Annotated in this window: 12 protein-coding genes and 1 tRNA gene; 5 read left to right on the top strand and 8 right to left on the bottom strand. The window is 59.8% G+C overall.

Features of this window, described 5'->3' with window-relative positions; genetic code table 11:
• Positions 1-213 precede the first annotated feature (213 nt).
• Positions 214-894, bottom strand: a complete 681-nt coding sequence (locus ACS3WB_RS05405; protein WP_438274538.1) for a glutathione S-transferase family protein — start codon at positions 892-894, stop codon at positions 214-216.
• Positions 895-1,243: 349 nt separating this feature from the next.
• Positions 1,244-1,756: a hypothetical protein gene (locus ACS3WB_RS05400; protein WP_438274537.1), complete on the bottom strand. Its 513-nt coding sequence runs from the start codon at positions 1,754-1,756 to the stop codon at positions 1,244-1,246.
• 146 nt (positions 1,757-1,902) lie between these two features.
• Between ACS3WB_RS05400 and ACS3WB_RS05395 the strand changes: the two genes are divergently transcribed.
• The gene (locus ACS3WB_RS05395; protein ID WP_438274536.1) at positions 1,903-2,685 is read left to right on the top strand and encodes a nodulate formation efficiency C protein; all 783 of its coding nucleotides are present in this window, start codon (positions 1,903-1,905) and stop codon (positions 2,683-2,685) included.
• 383 nt (positions 2,686-3,068) lie between these two features.
• Here ACS3WB_RS05395 and ACS3WB_RS05390 read toward each other — a convergent pair whose 3' ends face one another.
• Both ACS3WB_RS05390 and ACS3WB_RS05385 read right to left on the bottom strand, forming a co-directional pair.
• A complete protein-coding gene (locus ACS3WB_RS05390) occupies positions 3,069-3,221 on the bottom strand; it encodes an aa3-type cytochrome c oxidase subunit IV (RefSeq protein ID WP_438274535.1) in 153 nt (50 codons plus the stop codon).
• A 1,369-nt stretch (positions 3,222-4,590) separates the two neighbouring features.
• A tRNA-Arg gene (locus ACS3WB_RS05385) sits at positions 4,591-4,667 on the bottom strand.
• A gap of 370 nt (positions 4,668-5,037) precedes the next feature.
• On the opposite strand from ACS3WB_RS05385, the gene ACS3WB_RS05380 reads away from it, so the two are divergent.
• On the top strand, positions 5,038-6,363 hold the full coding sequence (locus ACS3WB_RS05380; protein ID WP_438274704.1) for a tetratricopeptide repeat protein: 1,326 nt from the start codon (positions 5,038-5,040) through the stop codon (positions 6,361-6,363).
• Positions 6,364-6,390: 27 nt separating this feature from the next.
• Here the strand turns inward: ACS3WB_RS05380 and ACS3WB_RS05375 are convergent, their stop codons facing one another.
• A complete protein-coding gene (locus ACS3WB_RS05375) occupies positions 6,391-6,807 on the bottom strand; it encodes a hypothetical protein (protein ID WP_438274534.1) in 417 nt (138 codons plus the stop codon).
• A gap of 364 nt (positions 6,808-7,171) precedes the next feature.
• Between ACS3WB_RS05375 and ACS3WB_RS05370 the strand changes: the two genes are divergently transcribed.
• Positions 7,172-9,472, top strand: a complete 2,301-nt coding sequence (locus ACS3WB_RS05370; protein ID WP_438274533.1) for a CHASE2 domain-containing protein — start codon at positions 7,172-7,174, stop codon at positions 9,470-9,472.
• 168 nt (positions 9,473-9,640) lie between these two features.
• Here the strand turns inward: ACS3WB_RS05370 and ACS3WB_RS05365 are convergent, their stop codons facing one another.
• The 3 genes from ACS3WB_RS05365 to ACS3WB_RS05355 form a co-directional block, all read right to left on the bottom strand.
• Positions 9,641-10,030 carry a cupin domain-containing protein gene (locus ACS3WB_RS05365; RefSeq protein ID WP_438274532.1) on the bottom strand — a complete coding sequence of 130 codons (390 nt, stop codon included), beginning with the start codon at positions 10,028-10,030 and terminating at the stop codon, positions 9,641-9,643.
• 112 nt (positions 10,031-10,142) lie between these two features.
• Positions 10,143-11,270 carry an S-(hydroxymethyl)glutathione dehydrogenase/class III alcohol dehydrogenase gene (locus tag ACS3WB_RS05360; RefSeq protein ID WP_438274531.1) on the bottom strand — a complete coding sequence of 376 codons (1,128 nt, stop codon included), beginning with the start codon at positions 11,268-11,270 and terminating at the stop codon, positions 10,143-10,145.
• Between the two features lie 169 nt (positions 11,271-11,439).
• Positions 11,440-12,102, bottom strand: coding sequence for a peroxiredoxin (locus tag ACS3WB_RS05355; protein ID WP_438274530.1), 663 nt, complete (start codon positions 12,100-12,102; stop codon positions 11,440-11,442).
• Between the two features lie 368 nt (positions 12,103-12,470).
• Here ACS3WB_RS05355 and ACS3WB_RS05350 point away from each other — a divergent pair, with 368 nt between their 5' ends.
• Both ACS3WB_RS05350 and ACS3WB_RS05345 read left to right on the top strand, forming a co-directional pair.
• Positions 12,471-13,040 carry a hypothetical protein gene (locus ACS3WB_RS05350; RefSeq protein WP_438274529.1) on the top strand — a complete coding sequence of 190 codons (570 nt, stop codon included), beginning with the start codon at positions 12,471-12,473 and terminating at the stop codon, positions 13,038-13,040.
• Positions 13,041-13,197: 157 nt separating this feature from the next.
• Complete coding sequence (locus ACS3WB_RS05345) at positions 13,198-15,213, top strand: acetyl-CoA carboxylase biotin carboxylase subunit (protein ID WP_438274528.1); 2,016 nt, start codon at positions 13,198-13,200, stop codon at positions 15,211-15,213.
• Positions 15,214-15,226: the final 13 nt, after the last annotated feature.

Here is a 15,226-nt window from a genome sequence, read left to right as displayed (position 1 = left end):
CTGGTGAAGCATGGCGGGGATCACCTCGCCGAAGGGTTCCACCAGCGAGATCGTCTCGATGACGAAAAGGTACGATGATCACGCTCACGTCCCGGCAGCGGTCGCTGCTTGCGGAAGCTGGATCTCTCGCCAGCCGTTTGACAAAGTCCTTTGAAGCGGAGAGGGCATGGCTGGCCGATCCAGGCCCCCGACCGCAGCCACCTGAATTCACCGCTACGTTTCGAGGTAGTGCCTTGGCATCGCGTCCCGGTAAGGGAACATAGCAAAAAAGGGCCGAGCTTCATCGATCACGCGCCTGACGGACGGACGCTGCATCAGACGATCCAGATAGGCCGTTAAGTGTCGCTGGTCGCGGGAAAACGGATGGACGATGGATGCGAAGAACAATGCAGGCAAAGCGGAGCAATCCGCCATGGTAAAGTCGTCGCCGACTGCCCAACACTTGTCCCGAATTTGGTTCTCGATCATGCTGTACGCCTGATCTAGCATCGATCTCGCTTCGCCAATACCATATGGATCGGTAGCATTCGTCGGACGGATTTTGTCCGTGACGATCTTCTGCATCGGCACGCTGACATAGAGATCGAAGAAGCGATCCCACAGGCGCACCTGCAATTGCAGCGCGGCGTCGCCCGGCAGGAGTTGAACAGGCCCCGGATAGTGCTCCTGCAGATACTCGATGATGATGCTCGTCTCCGGAACGGTGCGCCCCGTCACACTGTCATGGAGGACCGGGATCTTCCCCACCGGCCATCGTTCAAGGTGAGCGGCCGCCGAACCGGGATCAGCGAAGTCAACTGTCCGGCTCTCAAAAGCGGTTTCGTTTTCATATAGCCCGATCAGCACCTTGTGGCAGAACGAGGCCAGAGGGTGCATGTAGAGAGTGAGTGTCATGGCTCGCCAATGGTCTCCTGATGTAGAAAATTATATCGCGTGACGGCAGCCCGCTAACCTTCACCGTCCGATTGTCGCTCGGCAAAGATACTGCCTGCGATGCCCCCGAAGCGGCCTGCAGATCAATGGCGTTCTGTTCGACGCCAGCGCATTCAGAGTGTCATGCTGGTGAGCGAGGGGCGCGCTTTGCAGCGCAAGCGATGTATGTTCTTCAATTGATCGGGTGGATACCGACGCGCATGAAGAAAAACCCTGCTTCTGATAAAATCAGAAGCAGGGGAGGTCCTTGACTTAATTCGATTGGAAATCGCTTCGACAGACGACGACTTCGCGGCGAAGGAGGATCGCGCTATTTCGACCGGGAGTGCGACTTATGCGAGCTGGATTTGCTCTCCGTTGCTGTCTCGGAAGCGACCTGCTGCGAAAGCTGATCGAAACGTGTGCGCAGATTTCCTACATCCGTCTGGAGAGTTTCTATCGTCGTCTTGACGGACTTGGGGGTTGTGCCGGCGTTATCCAGCTTGGTCCTGAGGGCGTCGAAATCGGACGCCTTGAACGTGCCTAGCTGCGTATGCATGGCGGAGAGTTGCGATTCCAGTCCCTTGATCTGCGCCTCTATATGTGAGGTATCGACTGCTGGGGGAGCCTGCACCTTGGCTTCGAGCGCGGCCATTCGCTTGTCAAGCCCGGCAACCGCATCTGCGGAGGCGACTGCTACTTTCGGCTTCGGCGGAACGTCTGCCAGCGCTTTCGACGGAAGCGGGGCGCCGGTACTCCATACCAAACCCACGCTGCCGAAGAACACCGCAGCGACAATGGCTATGCCCCAGATCAATCGGTTAGAGTGGTCGTGTTGGTTCATCACGCTGCCTCCCTCTTGTGTTGTCTTGTTGACTTATCTCCCTTCGGGCCAATTGCGGACTATGACGGCTCTGCGACTATTTGTACAGGGGTAAGACGACACCTGTGCGTTGGGATGATGTGCCCCAAATTGATTGGACGGTCCTCATGACTCATCGTTGGCCGCTGCTCTTTGCTGCGTTCGTGACCGCAATTTTTGGTTGCGCGTATGCCCAAGGAGATTCCTTGATCAGGCGCGTCGAGACAACGTGGCGGGCGCAGGACGGAGCGACGATCGACGAAATACTGACCCGTGTTGCCGAAGCCGCCCACTTTGTTCCGAGAGGATGGGAAGCCAGACAAAAGCATGACACCGAAGATTTCGTATCCCTTTCCTGGGCCAGAAGTCAGAGCGACACGCGTGACGACGAGCACGAAATCACGTGGGACGTTTCGGCCGACGGAGGGATGTCACTCGGGCCGGCTCGTTGGAAGACGGTGGAACTCGGCTGGCGACCCTTCGCATTGTCTCTCATTGCCCGCGAAGTGGCGGACGGATATCCGCAGCCTAACCTGGCCTTCTTGCGCGATGCGTCCAACTACGACTTTGTCGTCACCGCGCAAGGTGGCCTGGGCGACCTCTTGAAGAAAGGACGCTGCTCGATTGGCAACCCTGTATCTCTTGACTACGTCGTTCTGCCCGAAAAGATGTCGAAGGATGACCTTTGGCGGCTCCAGCTTTCGGTGGATTGCGACATCAAAGGCCCGTCATACTTTACGCATGGAGGCATCATTATTTTCACAAAGATGAATCGTGACGCGTGGCAGCCCGCTTCGTTTTTTGCTCGTCGCATCGCCAAATATCCTCCGGGCCATTGGTTTGAGCAGGTGGAACCGGACGAGCAAAGAACGTTCGATGCAGTTCGCAAAGTGCTCAAGGGCGGGAAGTAACTCGATAAGCTTGGAGCTTTTTCGCTTCTTTATCTGGCCTCAGGATTGATGTGACGCGTTTCTCTTCTCGCGAACCGGTCGCCCATCCTGGCGAGGCTTCCCGGATAGCGCCCCTCGCAACTGTCGCGGTCACGCGATCGCTCAACGATAGCGCGCTCACCGAAGTCGAAAACGACGGCACCGTTTAGTTGGAATAGTTGAGAACGAGGCTTTAGTGGAAAATTGAGGCGCACCCAACGAACAAGCAAGACGCGCTGTGGCCGGGGCTCACGTCGTTCGCGCAATCCGAGGGCAATCAGGCCAAGGATCACGCGCACGACTAGAGCACCGGCTACATTGCCAGCGAAACGAAATCAGGGACGGCCGAAACGAGAGGCCGAAACTTAGCCGAGGAAAATCGCCAGTAAGATGACGATGGTGGCCACGGTCGCTGCGGCGATCAGACCAATCTTGATGAAAGTCCTATACTGCCGCTCATGCGCCGGATAATCCATTCCGTCCGACGTTGTGTAAACCATCTCGCTATGATCCGACATGTCAAGTCTCCCAATGCAGGTTGAGCTTGCATTGTGAGATTAGCGCAATCTCCATTGCTGTCGATCCTTCGGCGCGTCACGATCCTGTGACGGCGAAGACGTTGCGACGTGACGCGCGCGCGATGGCTTGGTGTTCCATTGGTTACGATTACAACACTCAGAAGGAAGCGAAGCGGAGAGCGATATGGGCATGTCGCGACGTCGTGCCTGTCGTATTGTAATGGCGGGCGACCTGGCGAGCGTTGCCAGCCCGAGGATCAGGTTGGTGGTGTTAAGGGTCTGTGGTCCGTCGTCCTGCACGCGGATGTCGGATATGTCTGCAGTCATCTGCATGACAACTTCATCGTGGAGGTGAACGTATCATTTACGCAGCCGCTCACGTCACGGTGACGGCGACCTACGATCGCTGAGCCATGCGATTGTCAGCGTTTATCAGACTCACGCAAGCTCAAGGTGAGCGTCTCGGTTATGACATGAGCTACATCGCAACGTAGCAAGCAGGTCCGAGCGGGGCTGCCAGCGCAGTCTGCTGGAAGGCCGGCAGCCCCATTGCCGACGGACACTAAACGCCAGCATCAAAAGCATATCCGAGAAGAAGCTATTCGAGTTATTCCTATTTTGGCGACGCTGCTATGCGTCCTGTTTTTGACGAAGCTGCTATGCGTCCTGTTCGTGTCACGTGCCGCGAGTCGAAGCGTCCTTCATTGCAAAAATGCAAAGAACGAACTTTCAAGAAAAGCTTCAGGCTGCTCCGATCCGGTCATGCAGCCGTGGTTTATTGGGCGTACACAGGCTGGCTTGTCTGTAACGACGGAAGGTGGGTGAGCCATCCGTAACCAGCCCACCCAGCGCGCCAGTTTATCTGTCGGTGCGTCACCAGCCGGGATGTACCGGCCGTGCCGGGGACGGTCGCTGGATCGTCAAGTTTGGCAATGATGGCCATCGTGTGCGACAACGACCACGCTAATTGCCGGTGCGATCGCGTTAAGCTGTCAACACGACCGCGCTCGTTGCCAACCTCCAGACGAGAAACCATAACGGTCTGCTTGCAATCTGGGCTGTTCGTCTGCGACCACACCAATGAATTCTCTATCGTGCTGTGTCCGGTGGCCTTGGTGTTTCTCGGTGTAGGCTTGGCGATGTTCACCCCAAGCCTCACAGACCGTCTGACGCTCTATCAGTCCTGCGCATCGGAGAACTTCATGCGCTTGTGCTTGCGCACTCCTGCCGCTTCCACGGCTTACAGGGCAGGCTTCGAAGGCGTGCAAATGATGAGTCCGCCATCAGCGTCCCGAAACGAACCGGCGATGCCCAAGAAGCTGAATTGCAAAAATTGCAATATTTCCAATGGAAATAGATGATTCTGAGGTGGCGCGCTCGGAGAGATTCGAACTCCCGGCCCTCGGAATCGAAATCCGATGCTCTATCCAGCTGAGCTACGAGCGCCCCGCACCCTTATAGGAAGAGCGACGCCCCGATGTCACGCGCTTTGCCGGGCTCGGCCGCATTGTGTCGGTGGACATCCTGCTCTGGTGGTTCGGAACAGGAACAAAAGGAGGGGCGGGGTAAACCTTGGTACCCGATCCGAGGTTCGTCTGCGGGACACCAAGTCATTGATTTTGCTTGTTCAATGTGTGGTAAAAAGGTGACGCCGCGCTGAAATTGCCTGGCGCGACAGTTAACGTCGTTCCAATTGCGCTGGCTGACGCTAATCTGCCGTCCCATTAGGTTGCGGATTTCCCTCGATATTCCACGGAGATGGAAAGGAAGCCTGCATCAAAAAATAGTTTTGGGTGGCGGCGTGACATTTGTTCAGATGGTGAAAGCCGTATTTGTTTTGCTGGCGACGATTGCCTGCTGCTCGGCAGCCGCGGCGCAATCGCCGGCACCGCCCGTCACGGCTGCAGCCGTGGTCCAGCAGGATTACGACGCGCTGTTTCAAGCGATGTACAAAAATCCCTCCGATCTGGAGACGAGCTTCAAGTTCGCTGAGCAGGCTGTCAAGCGCGGCGACTATGAAGCGGCTATCGGCGCGCTCGAACGTATGCTGTTCTTCAATCCGAATCTGCCGCGCGTGAAGCTTGAACTTGGCGTTCTGTATTTCAAGCTCGGCTCGTACGAACTCGCGCGCAGTTACTTTCAGGAGGCGATCAAGGCCGCCGACGCCCCCGATGAAATCAGGGCGCAGGTCCTCGCTTATTTGACCGAGATCGACCGCCGGCTTGCTCGGTACGAGTTCAGCGTGTTCACCACCGGCGGCTTCCGCTATCAGACCAACGCCAACCTCGGCCCCTCGAGTCTCATGGTGCGCGCGCTCGGTCAGGATGCTCTTCTCGACGGCGCGTTCGGCAAGCGTCCGGACTGGAATTTCTTCCAGACTTTGACAGCCAACTACGCGTACAAGATCGGCACGCGGGGAGACGCCATCGAGGCGAGCTTCCTCGGCGTCAATTCACGCCAATACAAACTCAACCAGTACAATCTGGGACTGGTTGAACTCGTTGTCGGGCCGCGCATCGCGATTGGCCAGAACGCATCGTTCAAGCTCTACGGCATTGGCGATCAGGTTTGGCTCGGGGACGCCAACTATTTCTCGGCCGGGGGCGGCGGCGTGTCCGCTCGCACGACCGTCGGCGATCGCGGACTTCTGGAGGCGTTCGTCGAGGAGCGGCGTCGCGATTTTTCTGATTCGAATAACTTTCCGACCGCCAGTCAGCAGAGCGGAGATCTGCTGTCGGCGGCTGTGACGTCGGATTTGCGCTTCGGAGCGCTGCACTGGACGGCGCGCGCCGGATACGATCAGAACCGCGCGGTCTTCGATTACTATTCTTACAGGCGCTATTCAATCGACATGGCGTTCCCGTACGCGTTCGCCCTGGGGGTGTTCGGCACGCCGCATCAGTTCGTGATCGCGCCCACGATCGGCTTCAGCTGGGCCAACTATGATGCGCCCAATCCGATCATCGACCCCGTCATGGTGCGGAACGACAGGGAGCAACGCTACGGCGCGATCTTCGATGCGCAGGTGTATAAGAACGTCGGCGTGCGGACGCAGGTCCAATACATCAAGATCGACTCGTCGCTGCCGAACTATACGACCGACAATCTTTCAGTCTCGATCGGACCGACCGCGCGGTTTTGAGCCGAATCTTTCTCTGGTCGGTTCGCGTTAAAGCGCAGCGGCGGTGTATCCGCGCATGTGAACGACCCACGGGACCGACCGGCCGTCTTTTGCAGGGACATATCGCGCGGTTGCCGAGGCTTGCATTCTATTGCCGGCATCTTCCACGACGACAGACATCGTCAGCCCGTCGACCGACGGCTGGATTCTCTGGATGAGGGCCGGTTGCGACGCGATGACAGTTCTGGCCGCCGTAATGGCTTCAGCCGAACTCACGTCAGCGGGCCGATCGATATTTGCCGCCAGCGAGTTGACCCCGGCAAGCGCAGCGTCGTCGGCAATCTCCTGCAAGTGCGTGTTCGCTCCGGCATGAATGGAAAATGCGACGCCGGCTAGCGCTGCAAGGGGGAGGGCCATCGCCGCCATCAGGGCGAGATTTCGCCTCCTGAAAAACGTATCGGCCATCATTGTCGCCTGCCTCTCCTGATAAACTCCGAAGGCAAGCATGAGAGACAGACGGCGGATTTGTCGTTAATCTTGCGAGCGGGAGTTCTGAAACCTCTTGCAGTGCTGAAAAATTGGCTATTTTCGTCGCGCCAAATCGAACAGATTTCGTTAATGTGCCGGTAACGTTCGTGCCGTCTGCCCCGACGGGCCGTCGTGCCACCGACCGCAAATCGTGGAACCGGATTGAGACTTTGATGTCGTCGCTCCCCTCAGCGTTTTCGAGCGAAGTGGAATCCGGATCGCATGAAGAAAACGCGTCACAGCAAGAAACTCACCGTTTTTGTGAAACGGTGAGTGACTATAGCTACGTCGAGATCGGACGATGAAGGCTGCGGCGCGTTTCCGCGGCACCCTGCGCGTCCGGATCATTTTGGCGGCGGCGCGTCTGCGCCGGCTGATGCGCAACAAGAACCTTCGCGCCGTTGGCGCGGCGGTGGCGACGCTTGTCCTGCTCACCTCGCTGCGCGCTTACGATCCACGCATCGTCACCGAATTGAAAGAGCGTACCTTCGATACCTATCAGCGGCTAAAGCCGCGCGCTTATACCGATCAGCCGGTGCGTATCGTCGATATCGACGAGGCCTCAATCACCGAATACGGACAATGGCCATGGCCGCGGACGCGTCTTGCCGCGCTGACGCGACGGCTTGCCGACCTTGGCTCCGGCGTGATCGCATACGACGTCATATTTTCCGAGCCGGATCGCACCACGCCGAGCCGGCTCGCCAACGATCTGAAAGATTCCGGCGCCCCCGATCTCGATCAGACCCTGAAACTGCTTGCGAACCTGCCGGATCATGATCGGGCGTTCGCGGACGCCATTGGCAAGACAGGTGTGGTGCTCGGCTTTGCCGCCGGCAACGCAGCCAACGCCCAGCGCCCGCCGGTGCGAGCCGGGCTGGCCTTCGTCGGCGTCAACCCGGCCAAGGTGCTGGCGCCGTTTCACGGCACGGTGTCGAGCCTGCCGATCCTCAATGAAACGGCCGCGGGCATCGGCGGCATCAATCTGAGTTCCCATGACCGCGCCGGCATCGTGCGCCGCGTGCCGATGTTGTTTTCCGATGGCACGAACGTTTATCCTGGTCTGGCGGTCGAGGCGCTGCGCGTCGCCCAGAACCAGAAAAGCATCATCGTCCGCGGGACCGGATCGAGCGGCGACAGCGACACCGGCCACGCCGCGCTGATCGACATGCGGGTCGGGGCGTTCAAGCTACCGTTGACCAGCAACGGAGAGTCCTGGGTCTATTTCAGCCGCGACCAGCCGCAACGTTACGTGTCCGTGAAAGACATTCTCGATCCCGCCAAGGAAGCCGCGGTCAAGCCTCTGATCGATGGCGCGATCGTCCTCGTTGGCGCATCGGCCGCGGGCCTGATGGATTCGCGTGCGACGCCGCTCGGGGGATTGGTTCCGGGCGTGGCGATCCAGGCCCAACTGATCGAACAAATCCTCGCGCAGGATTTCATCGAGCGCCCGGACTGGACAAACGGGCTTGAGATCGTCCTGACCGTTCTGTTCGGTGCGTTGGTCGCGGGCCTGGTGCTGGCGTTTGGCGCCCGGTTTTCATTCTATGCCGGCGTCGTGGTGTTCCTTGCAGGACTCGCGGGATCGTGGATCGCGTTTTCGCATTTCCGCTTGCTGATCGACCCCATCTTCCCGTCGCTTGCGGCACTGGCGGTTTATATCGCGGTCGAGCGCGTACTCCACGTCGCCTCCGACCACGAGAAGAAGTTTGTGCGCCAGGCCTTCGGTCAATATCTCGCGCCAGAGTTGCTCGCTCAGCTTGAAAATTCGCCGCAGGCGATGCGCCTTGGCGGCGAGTCCCGCGACATTTCCGTGATGTTCATGGATGTGCGCGGCTTTACGCCAATCTCTGAAGCCCTGTCGGCGACGGAACTGGTCGATTTCATCAATACGCTGCTGGCGCCGCTGTCGGATGCGATCCAGGATGAGATGGGGACGATCGACAAGTACATCGGTGACTCGATTATGGCGTTCTGGAACGCTCCGGTCGAGGTTCCCGATCATGCGACCCGGGCCTGTCGCGCCGCGCTCAAAATGCGCGCCGCGATTGACGCACTCAACGATGCCGACGTCTTCGGATTTTCGGCGCGCGGTTTCGGGGATCCTCGCGTTAGGATCGGGGTCGGCATCAATGCCGGATTGGCCTGCGTCGGCAACATGGGATCGCAAAGGCGATTCAATTATTCCGCCATGGGCGACGTTGTGAACGTCGCGGCCCGGATCGAGTCTGCGAGCAAGGCGCTTAATGTGGACCTTCTGGTTTCGGAGGACGTGGCGCAGCGGGCAAAAGGGATCGCGTTACTGGAGGCGGGCGAAATTCTTTTGAAAGGCAAGTCGCGGCCGACCAAAATCTACACGATCGCGGGAGATGAGGCGGTGGCGGCATCGCCTGAGTTCGCCGAATGGAAGCGGATGCACGGTGTGCTGCTGGGCGCGATCAAAACCCGTCATTTACAAGAGGCGAACACGGCGCTGGCGCGGTGTCGCGAACTCGCCGGCGAGGACATGCAGGATTTCTATCGTCACTTTGCCGAACAGATCGCAGCGCTCGATACGGCGCCGCCGCAGCCTGCTTCGGCAGGCAAGCTGATGCATCGATGATCGCATCGCTCCGGATTTTTGCTCGAGTGTGCTGCCGCCCTCTCATTCCCGTATGGTTTTGCATCGTGCTTAGAGCGTGATCCCGAAGGGGAAACCGGTTTTCGGGGAAAGATCATGCTCAAACAAAAGATAAGCGACAAGTCTGGTTCAACGCAGTTGAAACAGGCTCTAGCCGTAGGGTGTTCCGTCCTTGCGTGTAAATATCCAGCGGCCGGGTGCAGCCATTTTCGCCTGAATATCATCGGCGGGGTAGCTGTCTTCGTCGCCGGGTGAACGATCCCCGATCTCGATATAAACCACATCAGCAGCCGTCCGATTGATGAGGTGATGGGCACGGCCGGCGGCTGGGAAACCCGCGCACATGCCAGGCTCGAGATCGATGTCACCTTCATCCGTGACGAGGGTCGGCCGTCCTTCGAGGATGTAGATGAATTCGTCCTGCTTGCTGTGCCGGTGCAGCAGCGCGGATTCCCCGCCTGGAAACAGCTTCGTCAGGTTCACGCCGAAATTTGTCAGGCCGAAATGATCGCCCAGCGGACGTTTTTCCCGCTTCAGCATCCGCGAGAAAAATGGCTCGGGATAGTTCGACGGCTTCGTGCGAGGCGGAGTATGAGCTGCGACAAGCGCGAAAGGTGGTTGCTTTGTAGAATCGCTCATGCGCTATTTCGATTCAGAACGTCACGACGCTGCGTATTGACTGGCCTTTGTGCATCAGGTCGAACGCCCGGTTGATGTCGTCGAGCGGCATGACGTGAGTAATCATCGGGTCGATCTGGATTTTACCCTGCATGTACCAGTCGACGATCTTCGGCACATCGGTGCGTCCGCGCGCGCCGCCGAACGCGGTGCCCTTCCAGACCCTGCCGGTGACGAGCTGGAACGGCCGCGTCGCGATTTCGGCGCCAGCGGGGGCAACGCCGATCACGATCGACTGTCCCCATCCACGGTGACAGGCTTCGAGCGCCTGACGCATCACCTTGACGTTGCCGGTGCAGTCGAAGGTGTAGTCAGCGCCGCCAATTTGATCAGCGCCCGACTTGGTCATGTCCACGAGGTGAGGGACGAGATCCTTGCCCATGTCCGTCGGGTTGACGAAGTGAGTCATGCCGAAGCGTTCACCCCACGCCTTGCGGTCGTCGTTGATGTCGACGCCGATGATCATGTCGGCGCCGGCGAGCCGCAGCCCCTGCAGCACGTTCAATCCAATGCCGCCGAGGCCGAACACGATCGTCTTCGCGCCGGGCTCCACCTTCGCCGTATTGATGACCGCGCCGATACCGGTGGTCACGCCGCAGCCGATGTAGCAGACCTTGTCGAATGGCGCGTCCTCACGGATTTTCGCGACCGCGATCTCCGGCAGCACGGTATAATTGGCGAAGGTCGAAGTACCCATGTAATGGTGGATCTTCCTGCCATCGAGCGAGAAGCGGGACGTGCCGTCGGGCATCAGCCCCTGGCCTTGGGTGGCGCGGATTGCCGTGCAGAGATTGGTCTTGCGCGACAGGCATGACGGACATTGCCGGCATTCCGGCGTGTAGAGCGGAATGACGTGATCGCCTTTCTTCACCGACGTCACGCCCTTGCCGACATCGACGACCACGCCGGCACCCTCATGGCCGAGAATCGCCGGAAACAGTCCTTCCGGATCGGCGCCTGACAGCGTGAACTCGTCGGTGTGGCAGACGCCGCTGGCCTTGATCTCGACCATGACTTCGCCCTCGCGCGGCCCATCGAGTTCCACGGTCGTGACTTCCAGCGGCTTGCCGGCGGCAATGGCGACTGCGGCGCGAACGTGCATGGTGGTTTCCAATTCTCTATCGGTAGGGGAGGTTGCGCGCGTCGCCGCGCAAACTGCTGTCACCGCCTAGCATAGGTTCGTGCGCGCATGGCGGCAACCGCGAGCATGCCATAAAAAAGAAGGGACGCCGTGGCGTCCCTTCATGCACTCTTCTGAACGCGAGGACGGCCTAGTCCTTCGGCTGCTCGACGATGCGGAAATACGGCTTCGGCGATTTCCAGCCCTTGGGGAATTTCTTGCGCGCTTCTTCCTCCGGCACCGCTGCGGAGAGGAACACGTCGTCGCCCGGCTTCCAGTCCGACGGCGTGGAGACGCTGTGCTTGGCGGTGAGTTGCAGGGAGTCGATCGCGCGCAGCACTTCCTGCCAATTGCGGCCGGTGCTCATCGGGTAGACGAAGACCAGCTTGATCTGCTTGTCGGGGCCGATCACGAAGATATTGCGCACGGTCTGGTTGTCCGCTGGCGTCCGCTTGTTGACGTCGCCCGAGGTGCTGGCCGGGAGCATGCCGTAGAGCTTGGCGACGTTGAAATCGACGTCGGCGATCAACGGATAGTTCGGCGCGACGCCTTGCGTCTCCTCGATGTCCTTAGACCACAGATGATGTTTGTCGGTCGGGTCGACGCTGATGCCGATCAGCTTGACGCCGCGCTTGTCGAACTCCGGCTTGAGCCGTGCGACGGCGCCGAGCTCAGTGGTGCAGACGGGCGTAAAATCCTTCGGATGAGAGAAGAAAAGTCCCCAGCCGTTGCCGAGCCATTTGTGGAAGCTGATGTGGCCTTCGGTGCTTTCTGCTTCGAAGTCCGGCGCAGGCGAACCAATCGATAAAGTCATCGTCACGTCCTTGTGTCAATTAACGGCGGGATATGGCGAATATAGGCGGCAGGAGTGGGAAACGGAACCGGATAATCAAAAAGGATAATATCTTTCTTGGCGCAAGCGTTGCGGAGCATCTTCCTGTCGGGTCCCGGTCGGTCCGACGAATTAACGCCTACGGCTTTGTGATCGAGATGCCGCGATGTTGCCGCGGCCATGCCCCACGCGCGCCGAACGGTACTGCGATCGACATGAACCGCGATGCTAGTCGCGGCGACAAACCGACGTCGGGGTATTCAGAGCGCATCAGCGGATTGCCGGATTTTAACGAACGATTCACGTGCGTGTGAGTGTGTAGACCAAATCCAGAAGTGAGAACCAAGCCTATGTCTTCCGACACCTCCGCCGTCGGCCCGATCGACATTTCCACCATTACCAGCCCGGAAGCCGTGGTTGCCGCGCTCGCTACCGTTCGCGACAGCGTCATCACTGGGGAAGGGCCGACCGCACGCGGCCGCGTTCACTTTTCCCGCGTGCTCGACTCCACCGATGCGTCATGGTGCGCGCGGCTCCTGACGGCTGTTGCCGTGGATAACCGGCCGGTGAGCCGGGAGGAGGCCGAAGCCCTGTTCGAAATCAACGATGCCGCTGCCGAGCGATGCGACGACGGACAGTTCGATGATCTTTTTACCAAAGCGATCGTGCATCACGCTGCATCCGCCTCAGGCCTGCCGGTGCCGCCGCGCAGCATCGCCTTGGCGCCGACGACCGCGATCGAAAGCTGGGCCCCGACCAGGGCAGTGGGCGTCAATATCGAAGTGCTGGAATGGATCGCAACCCAGATGCGCGGCAAGCGCCGCAGCAATCGTCATTTGATGGCGCTGGTTGCGAGCCTGATCGGCGCGGCGACCCTGCCGTTGGTTCATTTTCCGAACATTTTCGATCTCGGCATGTAGGCCTCGCGGAGATCCTGCACGGGCGTTCCGGCCGAAAAGTCTTTGCTCCTGTTTTCTTTTTTCTGTACGAGGGAATGGTTCGCCGCGTTCCAAGGCCAGATCGCGCAGACCGTCCGGAAGACTGGACCGCGCCTCAAGGTTGCAGGTCAACAGGCAGATGTTCAAACGGATACTGATCGCCAATCGCGGCGAGATCGCCTGCCGGATCATCAAGTCGGCCCGCCGAATGGGCATCGAAACCGTAGCCGTGTATTCGGAGGCCGATCGCGACGCACTTCACGTCGAGATGGCCGATGAGGCCGTTCTGATCGGGCCGCCGCCGGCGGCCGAGAGCTATCTCGTCATCGAGAAGATCGTGGACGCCTGCCGCAGGACCGGGGCGCAGGCCGTGCATCCCGGATACGGCTTTCTGTCGGAGCGCGAGGCGTTTCCCCGCGCGCTCGCGGATGCCGGCCTGGTTTTCATCGGGCCGAATCCCACAGCGATCGCGGCGATGGGCGACAAGATCGAATCCAAAAAGGCCGCGGCAAAGGCCGGAGTTTCGACCGTTCCAGGCTATCTCGGCGTGATCGAGGATGACCGGCACGCCGTCAAGATCGCGGACGAGATCGGCTATCCCGTGATGATCAAGGCATCGGCGGGAGGCGGCGGAAAGGGCATGCGCATTGCGCATGCGAGCGCCGAGGTCGCCGAAGGGTTCAATCTCGCGAGGGCCGAGGCGAAGTCGTCGTTCGGCGACGACCGGGTCTTCATCGAGAAATTCATCATCGATCCCCGCCATATCGAAATCCAGGTGCTCGGCGACAAGCATGGCAACACGATCTACCTTGGCGAGCGCGAGTGCTCGATCCAGCGGCGAAATCAGAAGGTCGTCGAGGAGGCGCCGTCGCCGCTGCTTGACGAGGCCACCCGGCGCAAGATGGGCGAACAGGCCGTCGCGCTGGCTCGGGCGGTGAATTACGACTCGGCGGGCACTGTCGAATTCGTCGCCGGCCAGGACAAGAGCTTCTACTTTCTCGAAATGAACACGCGGCTCCAGGTCGAGCATCCGGTCACGGAACTGGTCACCGGCATTGATCTGGTTGAGCAGATGATCCGCATCGCAGCCGGAGAAAAACTCTTGATCGCGCAGAAGGATGTGACGCTGACGGGATGGGCGGTTGAATCGCGCGTCTATGCGGAAGATCCGTTCCGCGGTTTCCTGCCCTCGGTCGGCCGCCTCGTCAAATATCGTCCGCCGGCAGAAACGAACCGGGACGGCATCGTTGTGCGCAATGATACGGGGGTGTACGAGGGCGGCGAGATTTCCATCCACTATGATCCGATGATCGCGAAGCTCGTGACGCACGGGCCTTCGCGCCGGGCCGCCATCGAGGCGCAGGCTCACGCGCTCGACGCGTTTTACATCGACGGCATCCGGCATAACGTTCCTTTTCTGTCGGCCCTGATGCACCATCCGCGCTGGCGCGCCGGCCACCTTTCGACCGGGTTCATCGCCGAGGAATTCCCAAACGGATTTACGGCGCGGACACCACAAGGAGAGACGGCGTTCAGGCTGGCCGCGGTGGCGGCTGCCATCGATCACGTACTCGGCGAACGCAAGCGACGGATTTCCGGCCAGATGTCCGGTCGTGTCGTCAGACGCGAAGGTCGCCGTGCGGTCTGGCTCGGCCGCGATGAAATCCTGCTCGATGTCGCCCGCGAAGGCGATGTCATCGCGGTCCGCTTCGTCGCGACGGATGGAGATGCCGGCGACACCTATAGGCTGCTCTCGCGCTGGGTGCCGGGCCAGGCGGTCTGGCAAGGTATGATCGACGACAATCCGGTCGCGATGCAGGTCAGGCCTGTCGCAAACGGATTCCGGCTCGCGCATCAAGGCTTCGAGATCGTGGTCAACGTGTTCACCGAAACCGAGGCGGGGGCGGCGCGGCTAATGCCGGCGGCGACGGCGGCCGACAACGGCAAGAAGCTGCTGTGTCCGATGCCGGGCCTCGTCGTCTCGATCGCCGTGACGGAGGGACAGGAAGTCAAGGCCGGCGAGACGCTGGCGGTGATCGAAGCCATGAAGATGCAGAACGTGCTGCGGGCCGAGCAGGACGGAGTCATCAAGAAGATCGCAGCCGTTCCAGGGTCGACCCTGGCGGTCGATGCGCTGGTCCTCGAATTTGCGTGAGATGGCGGTGTTC

It is taken from the genome of Nitrobacter sp., from assembly GCF_051535215.1.
In the GTDB taxonomy this organism is placed as follows: Bacteria; Pseudomonadota; Alphaproteobacteria; order Rhizobiales; family Xanthobacteraceae; genus Nitrobacter.
The sequence above is the reverse complement of the archived record's forward strand: the minus strand, read 5'-3'. Positions and strand labels throughout refer to the sequence as shown.

Bases quoted from the DNA above. Each gene is read 5' to 3' on its own strand.
- ACS3WB_RS05350 (WP_438274529.1), top strand. From the start codon at position 12,471: ATGTCTTCCGACACCTCCGCCGTCGGCCCGATCGACATTTCCACCATT.
- ACS3WB_RS05355 (WP_438274530.1), bottom strand. From the start codon at position 12,102: ATGACTTTATCGATTGGTTCGCCTGCGCCGGACTTCGAAGCAGAAAGC.
- ACS3WB_RS05370 (WP_438274533.1), top strand. From the start codon at position 7,172: ATGAAGGCTGCGGCGCGTTTCCGCGGCACCCTGCGCGTCCGGATCATT.
- ACS3WB_RS05400 (WP_438274537.1), bottom strand. From the start codon at position 1,756: ATGAACCAACACGACCACTCTAACCGATTGATCTGGGGCATAGCCATT.
- ACS3WB_RS05395 (WP_438274536.1), top strand. From the start codon at position 1,903: ATGACTCATCGTTGGCCGCTGCTCTTTGCTGCGTTCGTGACCGCAATT.
- ACS3WB_RS05405 (WP_438274538.1), bottom strand. From the start codon at position 894: ATGACACTCACTCTCTACATGCACCCTCTGGCCTCGTTCTGCCACAAG.
- ACS3WB_RS05380 (WP_438274704.1), top strand. From the start codon at position 5,038: ATGGTGAAAGCCGTATTTGTTTTGCTGGCGACGATTGCCTGCTGCTCG.
- ACS3WB_RS05360 (WP_438274531.1), bottom strand. From the start codon at position 11,270: ATGCACGTTCGCGCCGCAGTCGCCATTGCCGCCGGCAAGCCGCTGGAA.
- ACS3WB_RS05345 (WP_438274528.1), top strand. From the start codon at position 13,198: ATGTTCAAACGGATACTGATCGCCAATCGCGGCGAGATCGCCTGCCGG.
- ACS3WB_RS05390 (WP_438274535.1), bottom strand. From the start codon at position 3,221: ATGTCGGATCATAGCGAGATGGTTTACACAACGTCGGACGGAATGGAT.
- ACS3WB_RS05375 (WP_438274534.1), bottom strand. From the start codon at position 6,807: ATGGCCGATACGTTTTTCAGGAGGCGAAATCTCGCCCTGATGGCGGCG.
- ACS3WB_RS05365 (WP_438274532.1), bottom strand. From the start codon at position 10,030: ATGCTGAAGCGGGAAAAACGTCCGCTGGGCGATCATTTCGGCCTGACA.